This window comes from Streptomyces sp. NPDC027962, assembly GCF_055566095.1.
On the sequence record NZ_JBVHTA010000012.1, the window covers coordinates 118992 to 136651 of the forward strand.

18 protein-coding genes are annotated in these 17660 nt (G+C 71.5%); 12 read left to right on the plus strand and 6 right to left on the minus strand.

Annotated elements, in window-relative coordinates:
* Positions 1-120: 120 nt before the first annotated feature.
* From ACZ4SA_RS14315 to ACZ4SA_RS14340, 6 genes are read right to left on the minus strand one after another with little or no spacing between them, the layout of a single operon-like run.
* On the minus strand, positions 121-1380 hold the full coding sequence (locus tag ACZ4SA_RS14315; RefSeq protein ID WP_468273757.1) for a methyltransferase domain-containing protein: 1260 nt from the start codon (positions 1378-1380) through the stop codon (positions 121-123).
* Positions 1381-1383: 3 nt separating this feature from the next.
* Positions 1384-2049, minus strand: a complete 666-nt coding sequence (locus tag ACZ4SA_RS14320; protein ID WP_468273759.1) for a dTDP-4-dehydrorhamnose 3,5-epimerase family protein — start codon at positions 2047-2049, stop codon at positions 1384-1386.
* Between the two features lie 2 nt (positions 2050-2051).
* Positions 2052-3161, minus strand: coding sequence for a DegT/DnrJ/EryC1/StrS family aminotransferase (locus ACZ4SA_RS14325; protein ID WP_468273761.1), 1110 nt, complete (start codon positions 3159-3161; stop codon positions 2052-2054).
* Positions 3161-4162: an NAD-dependent epimerase/dehydratase family protein gene (locus ACZ4SA_RS14330; RefSeq protein ID WP_468273764.1), complete on the minus strand. Its 1002-nt coding sequence runs from the start codon at positions 4160-4162 to the stop codon at positions 3161-3163. Before ACZ4SA_RS14330 ends, ACZ4SA_RS14325 begins: the two co-directional genes overlap by 1 nt.
* On the minus strand, positions 4159-5550 hold the full coding sequence (locus ACZ4SA_RS14335; protein WP_468273767.1) for an NDP-hexose 2,3-dehydratase family protein: 1392 nt from the start codon (positions 5548-5550) through the stop codon (positions 4159-4161). The genes ACZ4SA_RS14330 and ACZ4SA_RS14335 overlap by 4 nt, the downstream gene beginning before the upstream one ends.
* On the minus strand, positions 5547-6647 hold the full coding sequence (locus ACZ4SA_RS14340) for a glycosyltransferase (RefSeq protein WP_468273770.1): 1101 nt from the start codon (positions 6645-6647) through the stop codon (positions 5547-5549). The genes ACZ4SA_RS14335 and ACZ4SA_RS14340 overlap by 4 nt, the downstream gene beginning before the upstream one ends.
* A 499-nt stretch (positions 6648-7146) precedes the next feature.
* Here ACZ4SA_RS14340 and ACZ4SA_RS14345 point away from each other — a divergent pair, with 499 nt between their 5' ends.
* The 12 genes from ACZ4SA_RS14345 (at position 7147) to mpaP (ending at position 17594) form a co-directional block, all read left to right on the plus strand.
* Positions 7147-7623 carry a helix-turn-helix transcriptional regulator gene (locus tag ACZ4SA_RS14345; protein ID WP_468273772.1) on the plus strand — a complete coding sequence of 159 codons (477 nt, stop codon included), beginning with the start codon at positions 7147-7149 and terminating at the stop codon, positions 7621-7623.
* 273 nt (positions 7624-7896) lie between these two features.
* Positions 7897-8856, plus strand: a complete 960-nt coding sequence (locus tag ACZ4SA_RS14350) for an LLM class flavin-dependent oxidoreductase (RefSeq protein ID WP_468273774.1) — start codon at positions 7897-7899, stop codon at positions 8854-8856.
* A gap of 29 nt (positions 8857-8885) precedes the next feature.
* Positions 8886-9989: a daptide biosynthesis RiPP recognition protein gene (gene mpaB / locus ACZ4SA_RS14355; RefSeq protein ID WP_468273776.1), complete on the plus strand. Its 1104-nt coding sequence runs from the start codon at positions 8886-8888 to the stop codon at positions 9987-9989.
* Positions 9986-10858 (plus strand): daptide-type RiPP biosynthesis methyltransferase, encoded by an 873-nt coding sequence (mpaM, locus tag ACZ4SA_RS14360; protein WP_468273778.1) that lies wholly within the window; start codon positions 9986-9988, stop codon positions 10856-10858. Before mpaB ends, mpaM begins: the two co-directional genes overlap by 4 nt.
* Positions 10855-12165, plus strand: coding sequence for a daptide-type RiPP biosynthesis aminotransferase (gene mpaD / locus ACZ4SA_RS14365; protein ID WP_468273780.1), 1311 nt, complete (start codon positions 10855-10857; stop codon positions 12163-12165). Before mpaM ends, mpaD begins: the two co-directional genes overlap by 4 nt.
* Entirely contained in the window at positions 12162-13421 is a 1260-nt protein-coding gene (gene mpaC / locus ACZ4SA_RS14370) for a daptide-type RiPP biosynthesis dehydogenase (RefSeq protein WP_468273782.1), read from the plus strand. The genes mpaD and mpaC overlap by 4 nt, the downstream gene beginning before the upstream one ends.
* Positions 13422-13507: 86 nt before the next feature.
* Positions 13508-13693 carry a daptide-type RiPP gene (locus tag ACZ4SA_RS14375; protein ID WP_468273784.1) on the plus strand — a complete coding sequence of 62 codons (186 nt, stop codon included), beginning with the start codon at positions 13508-13510 and terminating at the stop codon, positions 13691-13693.
* Between the two features lie 125 nt (positions 13694-13818).
* Positions 13819-13998: a daptide-type RiPP gene (locus ACZ4SA_RS14380; protein WP_468273786.1), complete on the plus strand. Its 180-nt coding sequence runs from the start codon at positions 13819-13821 to the stop codon at positions 13996-13998.
* A 147-nt stretch (positions 13999-14145) separates the two neighbouring features.
* Positions 14146-14340: a hypothetical protein gene (locus ACZ4SA_RS14385; protein ID WP_468273788.1), complete on the plus strand. Its 195-nt coding sequence runs from the start codon at positions 14146-14148 to the stop codon at positions 14338-14340.
* The gene (locus tag ACZ4SA_RS14390) at positions 14337-15128 is read left to right on the plus strand and encodes an ABC transporter ATP-binding protein (RefSeq protein ID WP_468273791.1); all 792 of its coding nucleotides are present in this window, start codon (positions 14337-14339) and stop codon (positions 15126-15128) included. The genes ACZ4SA_RS14385 and ACZ4SA_RS14390 overlap by 4 nt, the downstream gene beginning before the upstream one ends.
* Positions 15121-15864 (plus strand): ABC transporter permease, encoded by a 744-nt coding sequence (locus ACZ4SA_RS14395; RefSeq protein ID WP_468273795.1) that lies wholly within the window; start codon positions 15121-15123, stop codon positions 15862-15864. Before ACZ4SA_RS14390 ends, ACZ4SA_RS14395 begins: the two co-directional genes overlap by 8 nt.
* Positions 15861-17594, plus strand: coding sequence for a daptide biosynthesis intramembrane metalloprotease (gene mpaP, locus ACZ4SA_RS14400; protein ID WP_468273797.1), 1734 nt, complete (start codon positions 15861-15863; stop codon positions 17592-17594). The genes ACZ4SA_RS14395 and mpaP overlap by 4 nt, the downstream gene beginning before the upstream one ends.
* Positions 17595-17660: the final 66 nt, after the last annotated feature.

Below are 17660 nucleotides of genomic sequence, written 5' to 3' on the forward strand. Positions count from 1 at the left end.
TGGCGCCGGGGACCACCGTCCCGCGCGACGGATGGCGATGCCTCCGCCCCGGCAGCGTCGCCCGTCCGCGCCCCACACGGATCCGTGGCCACGGAGGGGGCAGAAGCGACGGACGGCGTCTCAGACCAGATGCACGTCCGGCACGTAGAGGATCCACTTGCCGCCCGCCGCCCGGAACTCCTTCTCCTTCGCCATGATCTCCTCGGCGTGGTTCCAGGCGAACAGCAGCGCGTAGTCCGGGTACGGGGCGGAGAAGTGCTCCGGACCCACCACGGGGATGTGGGTGCCGGGGGTGAGCCTTCCCTGCTTGGCGGGGGTGGTGTCCGTGACGAAGGGGACCAGTTCGGGGCCGATGCCGCAGTAGTTCGTGACCGTGGCACTCTTGGCGGTGGCGCCGTAGGCCACGACGCGGTGGCCCTCCTCGCGCAGCTTGTCCAGCAGCGCCCTCAGCTGTTCGCGGATCGCGACCACGCGCTCCGCGAAGGCGGTGAGCGCCGCGCTGCCGGTCAGGCCCCGGCGCTCCTCCTCGCCGAGCAGCTCGCCGACCGCCGCCGAGACGGGACGGGTGCCCTTGCGCGCGACGGTGTAGCGGACCTCGCCGCCGTGCACGGTCAGGCGCGTGACGTCCACCAGTTCGAAACCGTGGCGTGCGGCGAGGGCCGAGACGGAGCGGGCGGTGAAGAAGTAGAAGTGCTCGTCGTAGATCTGGTCGAAGGAGGTTCGCTCGACGATGTCGCCGAAGTACGGGTCCTCGAAGACGAAGACGCCGCGCTCGGTGAGAAGCGCGTCGAGGCCGCGGAAGACCGAGTCCAGGTACGGGATGTGGCACAGGGTGTTGGCCGCGTACACCACGTCGGCCGAGCCGTCTTCGGCGGCGATCTCCCATGCGGTGGACTCCTCGAAGAACGCGGTCCGGACGCGGATTCCCTTGCCCCGGGCGACCTCGCCGACCCCCGCGGAGGGCTCCACGCCCAGATGCCGCACACCGGCCTCCCGGACGGTGCCGAGCATCACGCCGTCGTTGCAGCCCAGTTCGACGACGAACGGGTCGGCCCCGGTGAGTTCGTCCGTGAGGAAGTGCCGTGCCACGGAGGTGAAGTGCTCCCGCATCACCGAGGAGCCCGAGGAGTGGTACGGATAGCCGGCGTGGAACATCCGCTCACGCGGCACCTCCTCCATCAGCTGGACCATGGTGCACGAGGTGCAGCGGCCGACCGCCAGGCGGAAGAAGAACTCCTCCTCGGTGGCGTCCGGGGCGCGGAAGGCGTCCGAGACGGGCTGCCGTCCGAGGTCGAGGAACTCCTCGACCGGTGCTGCGCAGACGCGGCAGCGAGGGGCGGCGGCGGTGGCGGAATCGGGGGAGGTGGTGCTGGGGGTCATGGATCAGCTCTCCTGCGCGGCATCGCGGTGGTTCGGGAACGGTCCGCCGTCCGGGCGGTACATGGGAAGGTCGCCGGTCGCACGGGCCTCGGCCAAGGTGGGCGCCGCTCGGTCCCGGTCCGAGAGGACGGGCACGACGTCGCCGGGAATCGGCAGGCCGAGCTCCGGGTCGAGGACCGACAGAGCACGCTCGTGGAGCGGGTCGTAGCTCTCCGCGAGCAGATACGACATGACGCTGTCGTCCCGCAGGGCGACGAAGGCGTGCCCGACCCCGGGAGGCAGATAGACGGCGCGGCACGTCAGCGGGTCCAGCACCACCGCGTCCCAGGCGCCGAAGGTCGGAGAACCCTCGCGGAGGTCCACCACCAGGTCCAGGACCTCGCCGCTGGGGCAGTGCACGAACTTCGGGTTGCCCCCGGGCGACATCGTGTAGTGCACGCCCCGGACCACTCCGCGCCGGGACCGGCTGTGGCTCAGCTGGGCGACGGGGAACAGCGGGCCTGAGTGCGCGTCCGTGAAGACCGGACTCTGGAACGGCGAGACGAAGGCGCCGCGCTCGTCGGGATAGACGGTGGGACTGAACTCCAGGGCCCCGGCCACGGCGAGTTCGCGCACCTCAGTGTCGCCCGTTTGCCGCACGGCGCCCTTGGCCGTGGCCGTGGCGGACATCCTCACAGCGCCGCCAGGACGGTGCGCAGGGCGCCGATCACCTCGTCCTGGACGGACGGGGGCAGTGACGGGTACATCGGCAGCGAGAAGATCTCTCGGGCGAGGCGTTCCGTGTCCGGGAGCGAGCCTTCGGGCACGCCCAGCCCGGCGAAACCGGACATCGTGTGCACCGGCCACGGGTAGCTGACGTTGAGCGCGATGTCGTGCTCGCGCAGCGCCTCCAGGACGGCGTCCCGCTTCGGGTGCCGTACGACGTACACGTAGTAGACGTGGTCGTTGCCGTCGGCGAGGACGGGCAGTTCCAGGTCGGTGTCGGCGAGTCCGGCGGCGTAGCGCGCGGCGACGCGCCGCCGGTCGGCGATGTAGGTGTCCAGGCGGCCCAGTTTGCGGCGCAGGATCTCGGCCTGCACCTCGTCCAGGCGGCTGTTGTGTCCGGGCGTCTCGACGACGTAGTAGCGCTCCGCCATGCCGTAGTAGCGCAGCCGCCGCAGCCGTTCCGCGACTGCCGCGTCACCGGTGACGACGGCGCCGGCGTCGCCGTATGCACCGAGCACCTTGGTCGGGTAGAAGGAGAACGCCGCCGCGTCTCCCATCGTCCCCGCCAGCCTCCCCTGATGACGGGCACCGTGGGCCTGCGCGCAGTCCTCCAGGACGACCAGGTCGTGGCGGTCGGCGAGCTCGCGCAGCGGGCCCATCTCCACACACTGGCCGTACAGGTGCACGGGCAGCAGGCACCGGGTGCGCTCGGTGATCGCGGCGGCCACCCTGCTGGTGTCCATGAGGTGGTCCTCGGGGCGGACGTCCACGAAGACGGGCGTCGCGCCGACCGCGTCGATGGCGACGACCGTCGGAGCGGCGGTGTTCGACACCGTGACGACCTCGTCGCCGGGGCCGACGCCGAGCGCCTGCAGAGCGAGCTTGACCGCGTTGGTGCCGTTGTCGACGCCCACGCAGTGCTCCATGCCGTGATAGGCCGCGAACTCCTCCTCGAAGCCGCGCACACTGCGGCCGAGGATCAGCCGGCCGGATTCGAAGACGGTCTCGACGGCGTCGAGGATGTCCTCCCGCTCCGCGCGGTACTCCTCCTGGTAGTCCCAGACGTATGTGGTCATCACAACCTCCTTGTGTGGGGCCCGCCGTGGTCCTGGGCCGCGAGGGCGGCTACGGTCCGTTCCAAGGCGGATCGGGTGTCCGGGCCGGGGCGCCATCCGGTCACCGCGCGGAAAGCCGCGGAGTCGGCACGGACGTCGCGGAAGTCGGAGCCTGTGGCGGCGCCCTCCGGTGGTTCGCTGAAACGCACGGGCACGGGAGACCGCCCGGTGCGCGCGGCGACGAGCGCGGCGATGGTCCGGAAGACCTCGCCGATCTCGACGGTGCCGTCGGCGCCCACCGTCCAGCTGCGGCCCGCCAGCTCTGGTGCGTGGTCCAACGCCGCGAGGAAGGCGCTGACCGCGTCTGCCGCGTACAGCAGGTTGCGCCGTGGCGTGCCGTCGTTCCAGAGCGTGAGCGGCTCTCCGGCGAGCGCGCGCCGGATCATGGCGGTCACCACGCCCCGGTCCGGGGCCTGCGGCGCGGCGGGCGGGCCGAAGACCGTGGGCAGGCGGAGCGGGACGCCCAGGAGGGTACCCGCCGACGTGGCCCGGTGCAGGGCTTGTTCGGCCGTGTGCTTCTGGCGCTCGTAGCCGGCCAGGGGTGTCGGCCCGTCCACGTCCAGGCCGGCCGTCGATGCGAACACGACGGTCGGAGGACGCCTGCCTTCGATCCGCGGCCGTTCCGCGAGGAGTTGGATCACGTCGGCAAGTACGGTGACGTTGACGCGTTCGGCGACCGGGTCACCGTCTTCGGTACGCCAACTCCCGGTCGCGGCACGACGGGTGACGAGATGGACCACCGCGTCAGCGTCGGCGATCGACTCGGCGAGCCGGTCGCGGTCGGTCAGGTCGGCGGTGCGGACCTCCGTGCGCGCGGCCACGTGCGGGGCAAGCGCGACGGGCCGGCGGGCGACGGCGCGCACCGTCACCGGGAGTCCGGCGAACGCGTGCACGAGCGCGGAGCCCAGGAAGCCGGAGGCGCCGAGCACCGTCACGCGGGCGGCCGTGCGCGTCGCGGTCAACGCTCGTCCCCCGGAGCCTGAGAATCCCTCGCGGTCATGGCGCGCAGGCACACCAGCAGGCTGCGGGCCTGCATGTTCACGTAGTGGCTGTGCCGCAGCAGGGTGGCGAGCTGGGACTCGCGGACCCAGCGGTGGTGGGGGCCCTCCTCCAACCGCTCCGTCTCGACCACGACATGCCGGGTGCGGGCGTGCAGGAAACGGCCGCCCTCCTCGGAGAGCACCGCGTCGAAACGGACGGACGACCGACGGGAGCCGAGGGCGTCCAGGACCCGGTCGACGTGGCGCGGGCGCAGCGAGGCGGGCAGGAACTGTTGCGACCCGGCGTCGTACTGGACGGTGGGGCCGAGTTCGGTGGTGTCCACGAATCCGGGTTCGGCGCGACAGTGCACGAGGACGTGCGGGACGCCGTCGATGTGCGTGCGCAGGAACGCGACCAGCCCGGTGTCGGCCGGACTGATCATCGGCTGGCTCCAGCGGGAGACCTCACGGCCGGCCGCCTCGACCCGTACGCCGACGACGCTGAAGAACCGGCCGCTCTCGTGTGTGATGCCCCAGCCGTCCTGGTGCCAGGAGCCGAGGTCACGGAGCGGTACGCGTTCCACGTGTACGTCCGTGCTCGCGCGTACGTCGATGATCCAGCTGAGCAGCGACCGGGTGTCGTGCAGTGCGGCCGGCTCGTCCGGACCGCCGGGGCACGGCTCCGGGGCGCCGAATCCTTCGGGCAGGCAGGCGAGTACGGACCGGGTGTCCATGTTCACCAGGTCGTCCACGGCGAGCAGTGAGAGGAGTTCGCCGAGCGGCAGCCAGACGAAGCCCTCGTGCAGCGGCACGGGATGGCCCGGGTCCACCTCGACCGCGATGTTCCGGTTCCGCTTGCGCAGGAACCAGTCCCCCTGCTCGGACTGGCGTGCGTCGCACAGCACCCGGTGCCGACTCCGTCCCTCGGCGGTGAAGTACTCGACGTACGGGACGCGTCTGCCGCCGTGGACGCCCTGGTAGTTGCTGCGGGTGGCCTGCACCGTGGGGGAGATCTGGATGCCGTTGCAGTTGCCGGGCTCGGCCTTGAGCTGGACGAGCACCTGCGGCACACCGTCGACGCGGCGCGTGAGCAGCCCGAGGATGCCGGTCTCCGGCTGGTTGATGATCGGCTGGTCCCAGAGCGGCACCGCGTGGTCCGGGCGCCGGACGCGCAGGCCCTCCACCGAGAAGAACTGTCCCGAACGATGCCGCAGGCAGCCCGTCGCCGCGTCGACGTACCAGTCGTCCAGGCGGTCCAACGGGACGCGTTCGACGCTGGTGCGCATCCATCCGCGCGCCTCGTCCAGCAGCCGTCCGAGGCCGGCGGGGAGCGGCGGCGGGCCCGACGGTCGTACGAGCGTCGGAGTCATCGAACCGTCCCCGTGAGGACGTGTCCCGTGCCCGCGAGGTGCTCCTCGGGCGATCGCACCACACTGCCGGCGGGCAGCACGTTCTCGAAGAACGCCATCTGGTGACGCATACGGGCCCGGAAGAACTCGCTGTAGCGCGCCGCGTGTTCGGCCGTCATGGTGCCGAGGACCATGGTGAGGGCCACGTAGCCGTCCTTGGGCTCGATGATGAGGTTGTTCCAGACCGGTTCGACGTTCTCGAGGTGCCGGGACACGGCCCGTTGGAGTTCGGCGGTGCCGCCCTGCCAGCCGAGAGGGAGGACGAGCTCGCCCCGGTCCGCCAGAGATCCGTACCAGTCCCGCAGGTCGGCGGAGACGGCCTCGGCGCCGGCCGCGAAGTGCCGTGGGTGCGTCAGCGCGCGGAAGGCGGCCCGGGCGGTGCGCAGGTCGGGGAAGCGGGCGATCTCGTGGTCGTGGTCGCAGGGCAGGTTGTGCTGCCGGGTACCGGGGTCGTGGAGCATGGTGACCGTGCAGTCGAGCAGGGTGGTACAGCGTGCGCCGAGATCGGTCAGACGCAGCCACAGGTCCCAGTCCTCAAGGCCCACGCGCGACTCCCGCCAGCCGCCGGCCCGGGCGGCGAGACCGGTACGGTGCGCGGCGCAGGAGTTCTCGAACAGGGGGTTCATGAGCTGGAGTTCCGGATGCCAGCACATGGTGAGGGGGTCGGCGACCGAGATCAGGGTGCCGTTCGCGTCCACCTTCCGGGCCCGGGTGGCGGCGAAGTCGGCGCCGTCGTCGAACACCTCGGTGAGCAGGGCCAGGTGGTTCGGATCCCACACGTCGTCGTGGTCGAGGTAGGCCACGAACTCACCGCTGACCTCGCTCAGTGCGATGTTCGTGGGCCCGGCCTGGAAGCCGAACCTGCGGGTCCGGATCAGTCTGATCCGCGGGTCGCGGGCGGCGACCCCGGTCGCCACCTCGTCCGTGTCGTCATCGCTGGCATCGGACATGACGAAGAGCTCCCAGTCGGTCATCGTCTGGGCGCGGACGGATTCCAGGGTGGGCACGATGGCGGGGCCGCGATTCCAGGTCGGGCAAATCACGGAGATGCGGGGCATCCTCGCGTCCTTTCGTGCTCAGTGGGATTTCGCGGTGCGCGTCCGCAACTGCGCGCGAATCATGAATGAGCAGACCTGCCGTGAATCGGGCAGGCCGCCGAACGGTGCTGGGCACCGAGAAATCCCCCGTGAATGCCATGCGAAGAGGCATGTGCGAGGAACAGGGTTAACGGAACACTCTCGACGTGTCAATCCGGGAACTGCGTGCATGCGGAGGGTGAGCGCGTGCCGTCATTAAGTGAGGGAGCGGGCGAGAGGCGCCTCCTGGCGGCCGATCAGGTCTGGACCTGGAGTGGGCGCTTTGGCCTCGGCTTTACCTAGCGTGCCGTTCCTGCGATGATCGCCGGGACCAATCGCAACCCTCGGGGGAAAAACAAGGGTGGACGCTGTTGCTGTCTCTGTCAGAACGCCGTCGCTGAGATACAGGGTGACGAAGGCTCTGTCCGCGGCCGGCATGGGGGTGTCGGCGGCGCCGCGACCGGGCGACGTGACTTCTTCCGTGACGATCGTGGAGTCGTGTGAACTGCTCGACCGGCCGAGGTCGGCCTACCGCCACACGGCGCTCGTCGCCCTGGTGCACGGCGAGCAGGACACCGTCTGGGAATCGGCGGCCGACCTCATCGAGGTCGTCGGGATCGTCGACCGCGACGACATGGACGAGGTGCTGGTCACCGCCGTCCGGGAGGTGCTCGACGGGCGGGGGTGGGTCTCTCCCAGCCTCGCCCGGCGCGTGCTCGCGGCCCTGGGCGAGGCGCGCGGCACCCCGTCCCTTCCGCCCGGCCGGCTCACCAGCAGGGAGTTCGACGTGGCGGCCCTGGTGGCGCGCGGCCTGTCGAACGCGGAGATCGCGCACGAGTTGCAGGTGGAGGTGAGCACCGTGAAGTTCCATGTCTCCAACGTCCTGCGGAAGTTGGAGTGCACGGGCAGAGCCAAGCTGGCCGCGGTGGTCAACTCCGTCACCGTTCCCGCGGCCTGATAACCGTCCTCTCCTCGCCGCCCCCGTCTTCCGGAGGGGGTGGCGGGAGAGGAAGACCCGTCTTCCGGTGGGGGCGCGCCACTTCGGTCGTGAACTATCTTGGATCTTGTTCGGCTGAGCGACCGACCTCTCACAGGCGCCGTGTCGAAATTCTAACGGGGTGCATTTCGCAGAACTGGTTCCGGTGACGCACCGGGCTCTCTGGCGAATGCTGCAAACTTTTCGGGGAAACTCTGCGATGCGTCATACTGCCGCACCGGGGCGGGGCCGTTCATGAGCGAATACTCGGTGCTCGTCCCTTTCTTGCCGCGCAGGCCGGAACAGCTGCTTTCTTATGCCGCGTTCGTGCAATGGACCGATGCCGCTCGTCTGTGGCAGGGTCAGGCGATGCTGGTGGACCCGGTGCAAGGGTTCAACAGTGCCGCAGGCGCCGGTTTCCGGGTGCCCACCGGGCTCGGCGTCACGCTGATGCCGCTGCGTCACCCCTTCGACGCCGCGCATCAGGTCCGCTCCCTCGCCCTGACCACCGGCCGGCCGGTGGTGGCGGGCTTCGGGCCGGGCGGCAGGTCGCTCCAGACCAGCCTCCGGGGCGAACCGTACAAGAGCCCGCTCACCGCCTGCCGCGAGTACCTGGGCATCGTGCGCGGGCTGCTGGCCGGGCGGGTCGTGGAGGAGCGGGGCACGTACTACTCCTGCCACGGCGGGCTGCCCCAGGCGAGTTTCCCCGACATCGAGCTGGGGCTCGGCGTGCTGCGGCCGGGCATGGCGAAGCTGGCCGGTGAGGTCGCCGACCGCGCGATCACATGGCTCACTCCGGCCTCGTACCTCAGCGAGGTGATCCAGCCCGCACTGCGTGAGGGTGCTCGCGAGGCGGGCCGGGACAAGCCGCGGCTGACGGCTATCGTGCCCGTGGCCCTGGCCCGTCCTGATCGCCGGCCGGAGCAGCTGGCCCTGTCGAGCAACGCCGCGCATCTGGCGGCACCGCACTACCAGGACATGCTGCGCCGCGCCGGCATCGATGTGCACGACGACGACCCGGTGCGCAGCGCCGAACGGCTCGTCGCGGGCGGCGGCTTCCTGCACGGCGACCTGGACGAGGTCCTCGCGCAGCTCGACGCGTACCGCGCGGCGGGCGTGGACGAGATCGTGCTCAACCTGACCGGCGTGTTCAACCTGTTCGGCCAACAGGCCGCGATGACGGACCTCAAGACACTTCTGGCGGCCCTCGCATGACGACACGGCACGGAGAACGGGAGCAGCCCATGGAAGGCAACGACGCCAACGGTTCCGACGTCGGCAGCGCACCGGGCGTGGTCAGGCGGCACCTGGCATCGTGGGCGGCGGGCAGCGCCGCACACCGGACGGACGCCACCGCCACCGGCACCGGCACTCTGGTCCTGGAGTCCGCCGGACACCTGGACGCGGTGCTCGCCTCGGACCTGACCGGACCCGACACGCTCGTCCTCGTGCCGGGCCGGGCGCCGGAGCGCCACGACGACGCTCCTCTCGTCCTCGGCTACGAGGGCTCGCTGGTGGAGTCGGGCGACGAGATGTCCATCGACGACGCCTTCTTCCTCCAGACGCAGGACTACGGCACCAGCCCGTACATGTCCGTGATCGGCCCGACGGTGCTGAGGATCACCGAGACCGCGGACTTCGAGGCGTTCCTCGCCGACGCCGACGCCGCCCGGGACAAGGGCGACTTCCCGGCCCACGTCTGCGACCCCATGGTCCGTCTCGCGGATCTGTCCGCGCTCGGCGCGGGCCCCGGTGCCGACGGACCGCGCACCCGCCTGTACGTCGACGGGGACGGGAACGCCTCCACCGCACCCGGCGGCCTCCCGCTCGGCACGGCGAGCGACCCGCTGGCGTCGCTGGAAGCCGAGTGGCAGCGCGTGAACGCCGTGGCCGACCACCCCTGCGGGGTCAGCCTGGCCGCCGTGGTGCCGGACGACGTCCGTTCGGCCGCACTTGCCGAACGCCCCTGGCTGGGCCGGTACCTCGCCGCCCTCGACGCCCTACGGGAGCTGCGCTCGCGCGGAGTCGGTTCCCTGAAGGTCTCCGGATTCGGTGAACGACTCGACCCGGCACTGGCCGAGGCCGGGCCCGCCGCCGACCACACCGGCACCGACGTGCCCCTGCTGCTGTGGTCCGGCGAGACGGTGTACGTCCACGTCCCGGCGACCGGCCGGTTCTTCCAGCTCGACACGCGCGCCGGGCAGGTCGCCGAGGCCCTGCTCGTGACCGGCGGCGTCGAAGCCGCGTTCGCGTACGCGGCGCCCGGCCACCTGCGCCAGGTGCTCACCTTCTTCGGCACCGCGGGAGTCGCCCTGACCACCGCCGACCGCGAGCGGACCGACGCGTGACGGCCCCGGCGGACACCGCGATCGGCGGAACCCCGCGCACCGTCCCCGGCCGCGCGGGCCGGTGGCTGGCCTCCCTGGAGGAGGGCCGGGTGCGGCTGTGCGGCGTCTACGACGAGGCGGGCTCGCGCATCTACGACGACATGTGCCGGCAGGACACGCACGAGGTCCGGGAACTCGTCGCGCTGGTGCGCGGGACCACCGGCCCGGTCCTCGACCTGGCCGCCGGTTCCGGCCGGCTGACCCTGCCGCTGCTCGCCATGGGACGGGACGTCACCGCTCTCGAACTCTCCCCGGCGATGCTGGACCTGCTGGGTTCCCGCCTCGCCGAGGCTCCCGCGAAGCTTCGTGAGCGGTGCACCCGGGTCCGGGGCGACATGTCCGGCTTCGAGCTGGACCGGCGCTTCGGCGCGGTCGTGCTCGGTACGACGTCGATCTCGCTCCTGGACGAGGAAGGCCGGGCGGGCCTGTACCGCTCGGTACGCGCACACCTCGCGCCCGGCGGCGTCTTCCTGGTCTCCACGGCGGAGGTCGTCGACGGGGAGGCGGCGACCGACGAGGTGCGTGTCGAGGCGGCGGGAGCCAGCGGGCAGCGGTACCACCTGCACGAGCACTGGGACGCCGCGGCCGGAATCCGCACCGTCACGGTCCACCGGGCCGAGACGGACCGGAGCGATGAAACGAGCGCTGCGGACGATACGGATGAGGAGCCGCTGATCGTGTGCACGTCGACCGTGGCCGTGATCCCCGCGGACGTCCTCGCCGGCGAACTCACCGCCGCGGGCTTCCGGATACGAGCCCGGCACCGGCCCGTGGGCGGCGACGGACGGCACGAGACCGTACTCCTGGAAGCGGAGGTGGCAAAGCGATGACCGACTCCACGACGGGCACCGTCATCGGCCCTCCGCGGAACGAGGGGGGTCCCGTCCCCGGACCCCTGTGGCCCTCACTCCTGCCGCCGTCCCAGCAGGGGCGCGACGACCTGTGCGCCGTCTCCGCCGAAGGCGTGCGGGTCACCTTCGCCGACGGCCGGGAACTCCTCTGCGGCACCAGCGGCCTGTGGAACACCAACATCGGCTACGGCAACAGGGCGGTGGCCCAGGCCATCGCGGAGGCCGCGAGCACCGCCTCGTACCTCAGCGTCTTCCGCTACGAGAACGGCTACGCGCGCCGCGCGGCCGCCGCACTGACCGAGGCGGCCGGCGCACACCACTTCGGCCGGGTGCTCTTCTCCACCTCGGGCGGCGCGGCGAACGACCTGGTGATGAAGGTCGCCAGGATGTACCACGCCCTGTGCGGAGAGCCGCGGCGCAAGCTCGTGGTCGGCCTGCGCGGCAGCTACCACGGTCTGACGTACGGGAGCTTCGCGCTCACGGGAGAGGAACTGGGCCAGAGCGCCTACGGCGTCGACCAGCGACTGATCCGGCACGTCACCCCCAACGATCCCGAGGAACTCGCCACCCTGCTCGGCAGGCAGGGGACGCAGATCGCCGCCGTCGTGGTCGAGCCGGTCCTCGGCAGCGGCGCGGTCCCGCTGAGCGAGGAGTACGTCGAGGCGTTGCTGCGGCTACGTGAGGAACACGGGTTCCTCCTCGTGGCGGACGAGGTCGCCACCGGGTTCGGCCGTACCGGAACCTTCTTCGCATCGCAGTCCTGGCCCGCCCACCCCGATCTGCTCGTGGCGTCCAAGGGGCTCACCAACGGCACCATGGCCGCGGCGACCGTCCTGGTCGCGCACCGGGTCGCCGAGGCGTTCCACCGCACCGACACCCTCTTGATCCACGGCGAGACGCAGGCCGGCACCCCGACGACCTGCGCCGCGATCCTCGCGACCATGGAGGAGATGCGCCGCATCGACGCGGTGGCACGGGGCCGCGGCCTGTCCCGGGCGCTCGACACCGCCCTCGACCGCCTGGCCATGGAGACGGATGCGGTCGCCGGCCACAGCGGCGCGGGCTGCTTCCGCGCCGTCCGGCTGGCCGACGCGACGGGTCAGCCACTCCCGCAGGCGGAGGTACCGGCGATGGTCGCCGCGATCCGTGCCGCCGGGGCCATCGTGCATCCGGGCCCGCACGGCTTCCAGCTCATCCCGGCCCTCACTTACACCGAGGCCGAACTGGGCGAGCTGTTCGCCCGCGTACGCGAGGGACTGGCGGCTCACCGGGAGGCGGCGCGGTGATCCCCGGCACGGTCTCCCTCAGCTCGCACGCGCCCACCCGCACGCTGTACGGCGCGAGCGGCCTCGTCGACTGGCTGCGGCAGACGGACCACGCCCGGGCCGTCCTGCTCCTCGACTCCGGCGTCGCGGACGGGGCCATCGCCACCCGGATCGGCGGGCTGCTCGCCGACGCCGGCTGCGAGATCCGCACGGTGGTGCGCACGGGCGCGGGAAGTCTCCGGGACGTCGACGAGATGGCCGGGCTCGCCGAAGGCGGCGACGTTCTCGTGGCGGTGGGCGGTGGCGCACTGCTCGACCGGGCCAAGCTCGCCGCGGTGGTGCGTGACGACCGCGCCGCCCGCGCGCGGCTGGCGCTGCGTCAGCGCGGCGGTCTCGTGATGTTCCCGGCGGAGATCCGGCGGGGCCTGCCGCTGGTCGCGGTGCCCACGACCGTGGGGACCGGCGCGGAGCTGAGCGCGGCCGCATGCCTGCGCGCCGGGCACGGCCGCCGGCTCGTGATCGGCGAGAGCCTGCAGCCCGACGTCGCGGTCATCGACCCGCTGGCCACGGCCACGCTGCCGTACGAGCTTCTCGCCGAAGGCGTCGTGGAGGCGCTGTTCCGGATCGTCAGCCTGTACATCGGCGACGCACGTGAACTGCCCACGGAGGACCTGCTGGCCGAGGCGCTCGCGCGACGCCTGGTCCAGCTCGGTTCGGACGTACGGGAGACGGGAGAGGCGGGGCTTGTCGCCGACGGTGAACTGCGAGCCGAGATCGCCAAGGTGTCCGGGCTCACCCACCTCACCTTCGCCTCCCTCGGCCGCAACCGCTACGGCGCCAAGGGCTGGTACCTGGCCAACGAACTGTCCACCACGCTGGAGATCCGCAAGATGACCGCCGTGTCCGCCCTGCTGCCGCCGCTGTGGCGCGCAGTGTGCGCGGGCGACGAACGGCTCGGATCCGCCCGCCGGCTGCGGCGGATCTGGCGGCTGCTCCGTGAGACGGCGGAGGGCCGAAGCGGCGGCCGGGTCCTGCCCGCCGATCCGGCGGACGGCATCGCCGCGCTCCTCGACCACTGGCGGATCGGACGCCGCATCACCCTGACCGAGGAGCAGGCGGCCACCGTCTGCGAGCGCGCCGTCCGCGCCTGGGGCGGCGGACTGCCGATGCTCCGGGGCCTCGGCACCGCGGACCTGCGCCCGCTGCTCGACGCGGCGGCGTGGCGTCCCGCCTCCGGAACCGCGCGGGAACGGACACCGGAACCAGCCGCCGTCTGAGGGCGGCCCCACAGACTTCCGCTCTCCGGGCGACCGGTGAGCGGGGGAAACAGCAGATCCCCGAAAACAACCAGGGAGGGAAAGCAATGCAGGGAGTCATCGACTCTTCCGCTCACGGCGCCGAGGCGCTGGAGCTGGGCATGCAGGAGCTCGAGGCCATGGAGGCCCCGGGCTGGAGCACGTGGGCCGGCTTCGGTACCGGCACCGCGGTCACCAGCGCCGTCGCCTACGGCAGCGTGTACCTGGCCGTCAGCGGCGCCGCGTTCACCTGATCGGACCTGCGGTCGCACGTGCCGCACAGCGGGTCCCGGCTGCCTGGACCGCGGCCGGGACCCGTGCCCAGGGGCACGCACACCGTTTCACCATCCGTTCTCATTCGACAATGAGGTGACACACAATGCAGACCACGATCGACACCGTCTCGGCAGACCTGCTGAAGGACGGCGCCGTGCCGGCGCTGGAGCTCGGCATGCAGGAGCTCGAGGCCATGGAGGCCCCCGGCTTCTACACCGGTTTCACGGGCGGCCTGACGTTCACCATGAGCGTCGCCGGCCTCAGCGTGGCCGCGCTCACCTGATCACTGATCACTGATCAGCCGGTCAGCCGGTCAGCCGGTCAGCCGGCCGGTCGACCGGTCATCGGGCGAGTGCGGCGCGCCACGCGCCGCACTCGCCCACTTCCCCCACCACTCCCCCCACTGAGACGCGACAGATAGGAGAAAGCCGTGTCGAACTCCGTACCGCGCTCCTCGAACGACAAAATCGTCTGGTTCCTGATCCTGCTCAGCGCGGTGTGCCTGCCCGTGGGCTTCGCGCTCGACGGACTCAACCAGTGGATCTTCCTGGTTCTGGCCGCCGGTGCCGTCTACGTGAGCGCCTACCGGATCAACCTCAACAACCGGCGTACGAGGCGCCAGTGAGCGGGGCAGCGGTCGCCGCCTTCGCCGGCCTCGGCAAGCGCTTCGGCGCCACCACGGCGGTGGAGGACGTCTCCTTCGAGGTGCGGCCCGGCCGCGTGGTCGGCCTGCTCGGCAGCAACGGCGCGGGCAAGACGACGTCGCTGCGCATGCTGCTCGGCCTGGTACGCCCGACCTCCGGCACGGCCACCGTCTTCGGCCGTCCCTACGCCGAACTGCCGGACGCCGCACGGCGCGTGGGCGTCAGCATGGACCACATTGCACCGATACCCGGCACGACCGGCCGTCGCGACCTGCAGATCTGGGCCCGGATGCTCGGCCTTTCGGCGTCCCGCGTGGATGCCGTGCTGGAGCAGGTCGGCCTGGGCGGCAACGCCGCCGACCGCAAGATCAAGGGCTACTCGACGGGCATGCGGCAGCGGCACGCGCTGGCCGTCGCCCTGCTCGCGGACCCCGAACTCCTGGTGCTGGACGAGCCGGCCAACGGACTCGACCCGGAAGGGATCCGCTGGCTGAGGCTGTTCCTGCGCTCCCTGGCGGCCGAGGGACGCACCGTGCTGCTCTCCAGCCACCAACTCGCCGAAGTCGAGCAGACCGTGGACGACGTCGTCATCCTCCAGCGGACCCTGCGCTTCAGCGGCCCCATCGAGGAGCTGGTCCCCCCGGGCTCCGGCGCCACTCTGGAGGACCGCTTCTTCGACCTGATGGGCCGGGCCGGGTCCCACGGCGGAACCGCCGGAGCGACGGCCCGGGGCGACGGCGGCGTGAACGGAGGGATGCGGCATGAGTGACGTACTGCGTGCCGAATGGCTGAAGGCGTGGAGCGGCCGAACCTGGTGGATCATGCTCGGCGTCGGGCTCTTTCTCGGCCTGCTCGGGTCGAGCGGTGCCGCCGCGGCAGCGGACCTGCAGATCGACCAGGGTGCGACGACCGCCGTGCTCGGCTCCGCCGAGGTGGTCCGGTCCTGGTTCTCCGTGCTGCTCGCCTCGATGCTGTTCGGGGCCGTGTTCGTGACGCGCGAGTACAGCGGGGGAGCGATCAGCCGCTCGGTGCTGCTCAGCGGTGGACGTGATCGGCTGCTGGTGGCCAAGACCGTCGTCGGGACACTCATGGGCGTCCTGTTCGCGGCGGTGGCGGCGATCCTCGCTCCGGTGTCGCTGTGGACGTTCTTCCCGATGTTCGGTCTCGACCCGGTGTGGAGCCGCGAGGCGACGCTGACCCTGATCGGCGTGAGCGCGGCGATCGTGATCGCCGCCCCCTGGGGCGTGCTGCTCGGCTGGATCATCCGCAACCAGGCCGCCACGGTGGCGACCCTGCTCGTGGTGACCCTCTTCGTCGACGAGGGGCTGCACGCTCTCCTCCCCGAAGTGGGCCGCTTCACCATGCAGGTGTCCCTGGGCTCCGTCTACCTGGACGACAAGGCGGAGGCGCTGTCCGTACCCGTCGCCCTGCTCGTCGTCGCGGGCTGGCTGAGCGTCGCCGGCTTCGCCGCGAGACGCCTGTTCACCCAGCGAGATGTCACATGAGCAGGACCGGACTGCTCGTGGGCACCGGCAGGCACCGCCGACCAAGGGGTATCCGGGGCCGGCGGGCCGGGCGGTCCCAGGGGCCGGGACCGCAACGGGACCCCAACGAGTTGATGCGCCGCCCTCGCCTCGCCCCGCACGTCCTGGTCCACGAACCGGCCGAGGACGGCTCGCCGTGGATCGTGCAGTCCGGTCAGCAGAAGTACATCCGGGTCGGCGCCGACATGGGACGCCTGATGACGTGCCTCGACGGCGCCCGCGACAACTCGGCGCTGGCCAGGGAGCTGGGCTCGCCGTGGACCGAGACGATCGTGGACGGCGTGGTCGGCCGGCTCGGGAAACTGCGGCTGCTGGACGACGGGACCGAGCACCGCAGCAGCAGCCCGTGGTTCAAGTTCGTACCGCCGGCGACCTTGCAGTTCACCGTGCTCCGACCGTACGGCCTGCTGCGCAGGCTGGCACCGCTGATCCGGCTGCTCGCCAACCGGATCGGTGCCGCGGTCGCCGTCCTGATCGTGGCGGGCGGTCTGCTCGGCCTGATGCTCCAGGCGCCCGCGCTGAGGGCCGCGCTCGGCGAACCGGTCTCGTTCACCGTGCTCCTCGGCGTCTTCCTCGCCACGCTGGTCACCACCGCGCTGCACGAGATGGGCCACGGCGCGGTGCTCACCCACTACGGGGGCCGACCGAGCCGTATGGGCGTGATGCTCTTCTACCTCACGCCCGCCTTCTTCTGCGACGTCTCCGACGGCTGGCGGCTGCCCCGCAAGGAGCAGCGCATCCACGTGGCGCTCGCGGGCATCGCCACCCAGCTCGTGATCGGCTGCGGTACCGCCCTCGCCGCGCTCGCGGTCGGGGGACCGAGCGGTGACTCGGCGCTGCACCACGGGATGCTGGTGTTCTGCGTCTCCACCTGCCTCACGGCGGTCCTGAACTTCGTTCCCTTCGTGAAGCTCGACGGCTATCTCGCGCTGATGAGCCATCTCGACCTCTCGCACCTGCGTGACCGGTCGATGACGGACGCCCGCAGGTTCCTGGCCAAGGGCCTGTTCGGCGGCAGGTACCAACGCGAACTGCCCCAGCTGTCCTGGGCCGTGGCCTTCGGCCTTGCCTGCATGGTCTTCCCGCTCTACCTCGTCGGGACGGCCGCCACTCTCTGGACCGACGTCATCGCGGGTCTCGGCGTCGCCGGCGCCGTCCTGCTGGCCTGCGGCATCGGCTACCTGCTGTACCGAGCCGGGCTCGGCTGCAGGAAGGTCCTGGCCGAGGCGCGTACCGCCGGGGCACGCCGAGGACGGATCGCCGTGGTGGGCGTCCTGGCCACGGCCGTCCTCACGGCGGTACTGAGCCTGATCCAGGTGCCGTACTCCGTGGCCGGCGGCTTCGTGCAGGACGAGGGCCGGGTGACGCTGGTGATCGCCGAGGGAGGCGACGTCGACGCGATCGTCGAAGGCGCCGAGGTACGTCTGCAGAAGCGCGGCATCGTGCTGCGCGCGGACCTGGGCACAGGTGTGGTCGGCGACCCGAGGCCGCACGCGGGCGAGGCGCCCATGTCGGCCTTCCTGCCCATGAAGGAGGGCGTGTACTTCCCGGTGCCGGTATCGGGCATCGCGCTCGGCGCCGTGGGCGGCCTGCCGCCCTCCGTGAAGGCCGGCATCGCGCAGGTGGACGCCGGCAGCCGGCCGCTCGGGCAGTGGCTCTATCTCAAGTACATGGCTCCCAGCCTGCGGTGACGTGCCCTGACACGTCGAGGCGGGGGAGGAGCGGCCCGTGCGTACCCGGAACGGGCCGGACAGTGA

Bases quoted from the DNA above. Each gene is read 5' to 3' on its own strand.
- ACZ4SA_RS14340 (WP_468273770.1), bottom strand. From the start codon at position 6,647: ATGCCCCGCATCTCCGTGATTTGCCCGACCTGGAATCGCGGCCCCGCC.
- ACZ4SA_RS14380 (WP_468273786.1), top strand. From the start codon at position 13,819: ATGCAGACCACGATCGACACCGTCTCGGCAGACCTGCTGAAGGACGGC.
- mpaP (WP_468273797.1), top strand. From the start codon at position 15,861: ATGAGCAGGACCGGACTGCTCGTGGGCACCGGCAGGCACCGCCGACCA.
- mpaB (WP_468273776.1), top strand. From the start codon at position 8,886: ATGGAAGGCAACGACGCCAACGGTTCCGACGTCGGCAGCGCACCGGGC.
- ACZ4SA_RS14315 (WP_468273757.1), bottom strand. From the start codon at position 1,380: ATGACCCCCAGCACCACCTCCCCCGATTCCGCCACCGCCGCCGCCCCT.
- ACZ4SA_RS14320 (WP_468273759.1), bottom strand. From the start codon at position 2,049: ATGTCCGCCACGGCCACGGCCAAGGGCGCCGTGCGGCAAACGGGCGAC.
- ACZ4SA_RS14375 (WP_468273784.1), top strand. From the start codon at position 13,508: ATGCAGGGAGTCATCGACTCTTCCGCTCACGGCGCCGAGGCGCTGGAG.
- ACZ4SA_RS14350 (WP_468273774.1), top strand. From the start codon at position 7,897: ATGAGCGAATACTCGGTGCTCGTCCCTTTCTTGCCGCGCAGGCCGGAA.
- mpaD (WP_468273780.1), top strand. From the start codon at position 10,855: ATGACCGACTCCACGACGGGCACCGTCATCGGCCCTCCGCGGAACGAG.
- ACZ4SA_RS14335 (WP_468273767.1), bottom strand. From the start codon at position 5,550: ATGACTCCGACGCTCGTACGACCGTCGGGCCCGCCGCCGCTCCCCGCC.
- ACZ4SA_RS14395 (WP_468273795.1), top strand. From the start codon at position 15,121: ATGAGTGACGTACTGCGTGCCGAATGGCTGAAGGCGTGGAGCGGCCGA.
- ACZ4SA_RS14325 (WP_468273761.1), bottom strand. From the start codon at position 3,161: ATGACCACATACGTCTGGGACTACCAGGAGGAGTACCGCGCGGAGCGG.